This is a genomic window from Paenibacillus tarimensis (assembly GCF_021532315.1).
GTDB classification, from domain to species: Bacteria; Bacillota; Bacilli; order Paenibacillales; family Paenibacillaceae; genus Paenibacillus_I; species Paenibacillus_I tarimensis.
Genome location: NZ_JAKGAO010000019.1, coordinates 1 through 5,520, shown reverse-complemented (window position 1 = coordinate 5,520; position 5,520 = coordinate 1). Strand labels below are relative to the sequence as shown.

General features: G+C 45.6%; 7 protein-coding genes. 4 read left to right on the top strand and 3 right to left on the bottom strand.

Annotated features, from left to right (window positions below):
• The first annotated feature begins 214 nt into the window (after positions 1-214).
• The 4 genes from L1N82_RS17775 to L1N82_RS17760 all read left to right on the top strand — a co-directional run bounded on the left by L1N82_RS17775 (position 215) and on the right by L1N82_RS17760 (position 3,076).
• Positions 215-928: a DNA alkylation repair protein gene (locus tag L1N82_RS17775; protein WP_235288808.1), complete on the top strand. Its 714-nt coding sequence runs from the start codon at positions 215-217 to the stop codon at positions 926-928.
• Between the two features lie 77 nt (positions 929-1,005).
• Positions 1,006-1,674 carry a GNAT family N-acetyltransferase gene (locus L1N82_RS17770; protein ID WP_235288807.1) on the top strand — a complete coding sequence of 223 codons (669 nt, stop codon included), beginning with the start codon at positions 1,006-1,008 and terminating at the stop codon, positions 1,672-1,674.
• A 37-nt stretch (positions 1,675-1,711) separates the two neighbouring features.
• Positions 1,712-2,314, top strand: coding sequence for a class I SAM-dependent methyltransferase (locus L1N82_RS17765; RefSeq protein ID WP_235288806.1), 603 nt, complete (start codon positions 1,712-1,714; stop codon positions 2,312-2,314).
• 225 nt (positions 2,315-2,539) lie between these two features.
• Positions 2,540-3,076, top strand: coding sequence for a hypothetical protein (locus L1N82_RS17760; protein ID WP_235288805.1), 537 nt, complete (start codon positions 2,540-2,542; stop codon positions 3,074-3,076).
• Here L1N82_RS17760 and L1N82_RS17755 read toward each other — a convergent pair.
• The 3 genes from L1N82_RS17755 to L1N82_RS17745 all read right to left on the bottom strand — a co-directional run.
• On the bottom strand, positions 3,071-3,925 hold the full coding sequence (locus L1N82_RS17755) for a phosphodiester glycosidase family protein (RefSeq protein ID WP_235288804.1): 855 nt from the start codon (positions 3,923-3,925) through the stop codon (positions 3,071-3,073). The two genes, L1N82_RS17760 and L1N82_RS17755, sit on opposite strands and share 6 nt — an antisense overlap.
• 149 nt (positions 3,926-4,074) lie before the next feature.
• Complete coding sequence (locus tag L1N82_RS17750) at positions 4,075-4,458, bottom strand: YxiG family protein (RefSeq protein ID WP_235288803.1); 384 nt, start codon at positions 4,456-4,458, stop codon at positions 4,075-4,077.
• A gap of 11 nt (positions 4,459-4,469) precedes the next feature.
• On the bottom strand, positions 4,470-5,520 hold a 1,051-nt coding region (locus L1N82_RS17745; protein ID WP_407946775.1), incomplete at its 5' end, for a hypothetical protein.

Below are 5,520 nucleotides of genomic sequence, written 5' to 3'. Positions count from 1 at the left end.
AAACCCCTGTGGACAGTTCCCTGGTATTCTTGCTTGCTGTCTATACATCATACTGCCTCCCAACCGTAGTTTTTAGAAACGTTTATTTGAGCAGTTATTTCATGGTATGTGGCAGCGTTTAATGGTTATGCTTTTTTGAGCCAAGAATTACGGGAATGACTTATTGTAATAATGTAAAGCTTAGAGAATTAATGCAGGACAAGGAGGCTAATCCATGAACGTCGAAATGGTGCTGCAGGAGCTTGAAGCTCTCGGCAAGGAGCGGCTCAAGAAGAAATATATATCGAACGGTGCGCGTGAACCGTTATTTGGCGTGGCGACAGGCGAGATGAAGCCGATCTTCAAGAAAATAAAGATCAATCAGCCCCTGTCCGATCAGCTGTACGCGACAGGGAACTATGACGCTATGTACTTTGCCGGCATTATTGCAGATCCCAATGCGATGACGGAAACGGACTATGACCGCTGGATGGATGGGGCTTATTTTTATATGCTGTCGGATTATGTAGTTGCTGTCACCCTGGCGGAGGCAGATATCGCACAGCAGGTTGCGGATAAATGGATCGCGAGTGACGAAGAGCTGAGAAGGTCGGCGGGCTGGAGCTGCTACTGCTGGCTGCTCGGGAATCGCCCGGATCGTGAATTCGCCGAAGATAAAATTGCGGGTATGCTCGATCTGGCAGAACGCACGATTCATGAAGCTCCCGAACGAGCGAAATATGCGATGAACTTTTTTTTGTATACGGTGGCTGTATCTTATTTACCGCTTCATGATAAGGCCGTTGAGACCGCTAAGGCAGTAGGTTCGGTAGAAGTCGGGCAGGACAAGAGCAAGGCCAAGAGCAAGTTCATCCACGCTTCCGAAAACATTCAAAAGGCTGCAGATAAGGGACAGCTTGGTTTCAAACGTAAACATGTAAGGTGTTAAAGCAGGTCCAGCTTTGCTGGCTGGTAAGGGGAAACCAATAGCTGGTCTTTCAAATAACAGATAAGCATATAGTTACGATGTTGAGTCTAACGTTAGCAGCAGCCGTACGGAAGGACGGGATCGCAATGATTCGTAAACCAACCGAACTTGAAAGTGCTGATTGTATTAAGCTTATCTATATGTCGGGGCCGGAGCTTTTTAGCTATTTTTTTATTGAACGGGAGCCGGAGGTCTATCGTTACATTAACGTTTTTTATACCAAGCCGGATGTCATGTTCAGCAGCGAGAATGTTTGGGTGAAAGTGGAGAATGATAAGGTTTGCGGCCTTCTGCTCTCTCTTCCTTCCAAGGTAATGAAACAGACGGAAAAGAACATGATGAAGTATGGAAAAGAACTTACTAAGACAGTGGGGCTTCGCAATTCAATCAGAATGATGCTTCGTTCCGGACTGCAAAAATACTTAACGAGTGTCAATCACGATGATGAGTATTATATATGCAATCTTGCTGTGTCGGAGGCGTACAGGGGCAGAGGCTTCGGAGTGGAGCTGTTACACAAAGCGGAGGAGCTTGCCAAGGAACAAGGATTCAGTAAGATCTCGTTAGCCGTTGAGCTTAGAAACAGCGACGCAAAACGGATCTATGAAAAATTCGGCTTCCGCCAAACCGCCGGGGTCGAATTCCCGAGGAAATACCACAAGCATTCCATAGACGGATTTTATAAGATGGTGAAAATACTAGAGTGATGATGTTACTAAATCCAGGGCAGGTGGTGGTACGGGGATGGGAAACACGGATATTTTCGAGACAATCGCAAGCACCTATGATACGCCCGTAAGAATACATATCGCAAAGATAACGTCAGACGCTATTCGTAAGTATATAGGAAACGCTAAGGACAGGAGCGCTATCGATTTCGGCTGCGGGACGGGACTTGTCGGGCTTAACCTTGTTGATGATTTCGGGCATATCACGTTCCTGGACACTTCAGCTAATATGATTGGGCAGATCGATCAGAAATTGGCTGACGCGGGCATTCGGATTGCGAGCACGGTGTGCTTTGATTTTGAGACAGGCTTCCGGTCTGACCTGCGCGCCGACTATGTCTTCATGGCTCAGGTGCTGCTCCACATCCAGGATATAGAGCCGGTTCTATCAAGATTATATGATGTGCTGAATCCGGGAGGGCATCTGCTGATCGCAGATTTTGATAAGAATGAGAATGTTCGGTCGGACAAGGTACATAACGGATTTGATCAGGGGGAGCTCGCCCGCCTCATGACTGCCATTGGCTTCAAGGATGTTCGGTCGGAAACGATCTATACAGGCGAGAAAATATTTATGAACCAGGATGCGTCCATGTTCATAATGGATTCGAGGAAGTAAGATCTTGGTCAGTAGGTTAATCCCTGCACGGCCATTGCGATCCGTCCAGTCGTTTAATCCCTCAAGTCCAGCCTTCCTGGCCGCTTCTTCCAGGCGTTGTGATTATTGTGATTCGGAGCAATCCGGTCAGCTTACAGATATTATGAAAATTGCGAGAAAACCGCAACTTTGTGCTGAATACAGGCGTCTCTCTAGGGAAAGGCATACGGAGGAGATGTTGTGTTAATGAAACTGTTATTCGTACTTATATCGGCCGCAAGCTTGCTCACAGGCTGTACTTCAAATGAAGCCCCAGGTTCAGCCCCGCCTGTTACAAACGAGTTAAGTGAAGAGAAAAACGCAGAGCTTGATAGAAACGCGGAAAGCAGCAAAGGGGATGATGAAAGGACTGAGCCTCCGAAGGTCATATACGAGACGATCTTTGATAAACCATTTGCGGAAATGGAGGATGATCGTGTCTTTATTTTCCGGACCCATATCACTAACATTGAGGAGATCAATCAAGAGGATTTGGAAAACAGTATCATAGCAGGGTTGAATATCGACTATAATCTCTTTGTTGAGAATTCCGATGGTAAGCATGTCGAAGGATTAGGACTGACAAAAAGAGACACGCGAATTTTCCGCTATGTTTCGGGTGACGAGAAGGAGTTGGCTGGTCTTGAAGACTTGCGGGTAGGTCAGGAAATAGAGGTCCAGTATTTGTCCCCTATAACCCCATTATATCTGGCTACTGAAATCATCATACTTAATGAGTCATGATCGGCGCAGTTGAAAGGGCTCCATATCAACTTTGATAAGATTCCCATTATCCTCCTTGACTTGGATACCACTTGAACCTCCGCCATCCAGAATAATAGCTTCGTAACATTCGCACATATCTTTCATGAAATTACGCAGCTCCTTCAAGGTAGCACTTTCATGGAATACCAGGTATGCCTTCCATACTCCATCAATCACTCTAAAGCCAAGTCCAGTTCTGCCTGTAGAATCATTCTGTCGTAAAGTAGCATTCAAATCAAATTTCTCAATGTTTTGTAATTCGTCAAGCCAAACACTTTCGGTCTTCCTCAAGGAAAGGCTGCCTCCACCAAACATTAATTGATACGTAATGCTGGTGCCAAACTGTTTTTTTATATCAGCTACATCAACAGCTCGTGTAATCGCCATTTTGTATTTGTTACCATCGGATGGGTCACGGTACACAATTGCTGTTCCTCTGGACAATCTTTTACTTCCACCGTTCACTTCACGGTCGTTGGTATCTCCTGGTGTTATGGCAATAGAGAGACCTTCCGTTGGTGCGTTTACCGTACTAACGGGATAAAAGAATCCACCGTTAACGCCGTAATCCGTTGCATTTGTCGTAAGTTTGTTGCGAAGATTCTTATTTACGATGTTGGATGCAGGCGTAATAATAACATGAAAACCAGTAGTCGTTTTTAAATAGTTGTAATTTGTCGGCATGAGAACCATCTCCCTCAGCCGGTCACTTACATTCGCTTGACCGCTCATGGAGCCGATGAAGACTCTATTGGTATAATCATAAACGCTGTATCCCACATTTCTGGGGTTGGTGGAGCAGTCTATGCCGATGATGATGGTTTTCATTAATAGAAGCCTCCCTGCGGCCAGGAAGTAGATGAGATCCTTCACGCTCGTGGCGGGGGACTCTAGCTATTGCTGGACTTATAGTTTCCTCCATTGAAAAGGAACCTTGAAAGTCATTAACCGATCAAGGTTATCAACACTCAGTTATCTTACAATTCGAACTTCTCATTGTTAATAGTAATGTGATTAGCTTCAACTAAGAGAACAGAATTCCCGATTTCTAAGCATATATTGGGGGTTTGAGCGTATTGGCTTAGAAATTCATCCCCTATGATATGTATCTTCGTATCACTAATAGTATCAAAGGAGACTAAGTCAAGGAACTCCCAGTCATACAGTTTTTTTCTGTCGTCGCCTGATGAATTAACCCAAGTGAATGAACAAACTTCTTCCAATTTCACATCAAATACCGTGGTTTCATTATCGAACACTCTCTTTACTTCTAATTGAATTGAATGATTCTCAAAATTAAACTTATAAGATGTAATTTCACAACTCCATAACAGCGCTGTTAGTTCTTCTAAGTTTGTCATAGTATACACTCCTATTTACCAGTTAATTTGTTAATGATACTTACAATATCACCGTAAGTACTTCCTGTAATCGGAATGTGAGTAGGCACAATATCATTACTAAAATTACCATTGATATCGACTGCTGGTTTACCTTGAACAGAAAGCCTCCAGTAATTGTCGTTCATTTTGCTCGAATTCATAACTCTCAACGTAATCTCTGATGGTTTATTGTTATAAGTGATCGGTATATTTACCGTCCATCCATCACCTTTTGCAGGCTTAATAGTTCCTCCTAAATCCTGAGCTATCTTATCAGCAAGAGCTTTATTTGATTCAGGATTTGGAATGAACTTAACTTCACCCGTCCCCGCAGCCTTCTCATCCATAGCCCGCAGGTAATTCTCCTGCACGGCATTCTTCTTGGGCGGGAGCTCCTGCTTGCCTCCATCCATGAGGCGGACATCAGGCATTCCCGGGCCCCCTGCAGGCGCCAAATTCAGCGGGCGGAGCCATCCGGGATCTGCCAGCCGCTGACCAGCGAGCTTTGCATTGTCCACCAGCATGACTGCGCCCTGGCGGATCTGAATGCTTACGTCATCCAGACGGGTTCCCGCCTTCCCGGCGACTGAGACGACTCTACTTGCGCTCTTGAGAGCCACGCCGCCAGCAGCGGCATAGACAACCTCACGGCCCAGTGTCTCGCCAATTATTCTGGCCTGTTCGTTCGGTGAAAGCGCAAAGAATTCTTCCGCCGTCATCTTCAGATCAATTGCCTTATTATTCACATACAGCAACGGGTCGTCTATCAGCTTGTTCGTTTCATTATAGATATCTATTGAAATCTGCTTGGCGCCTTCGCCTATAGCCTTAGCCGTTCCCCACGGATCATCGTACAAGTCATAGCCAAATGAAGCAATACCCATTAGCCCGGATTTGCCGCCTTCGTACAGTCCTTCTGCGAGATCAATGCCCCAGAACCTGGGTTCTGCCGCATTCGCATCCTGGATCTCCTTCAGCTTCTCGGCCGCGATATGCCAATCCCAGTAGGGCAGTCCTTCGAATGTAACCGGGTGAAAGCCT

Excerpts from the sequence above, each read along its gene's own strand:
- L1N82_RS17770 (WP_235288807.1), top strand. The coding sequence starts at position 1,006 with ATGTTGAGTCTAACGTTAGCAGCAGCCGTACGGAAGGACGGGATCGCA.
- L1N82_RS17760 (WP_235288805.1), top strand. The coding sequence starts at position 2,540 with ATGAAACTGTTATTCGTACTTATATCGGCCGCAAGCTTGCTCACAGGC.
- L1N82_RS17755 (WP_235288804.1), bottom strand. The coding sequence starts at position 3,925 with ATGAAAACCATCATCATCGGCATAGACTGCTCCACCAACCCCAGAAAT.
- L1N82_RS17775 (WP_235288808.1), top strand. The coding sequence starts at position 215 with ATGAACGTCGAAATGGTGCTGCAGGAGCTTGAAGCTCTCGGCAAGGAG.
- L1N82_RS17750 (WP_235288803.1), bottom strand. The coding sequence starts at position 4,458 with ATGACAAACTTAGAAGAACTAACAGCGCTGTTATGGAGTTGTGAAATT.
- L1N82_RS17765 (WP_235288806.1), top strand. The coding sequence starts at position 1,712 with ATGGGAAACACGGATATTTTCGAGACAATCGCAAGCACCTATGATACG.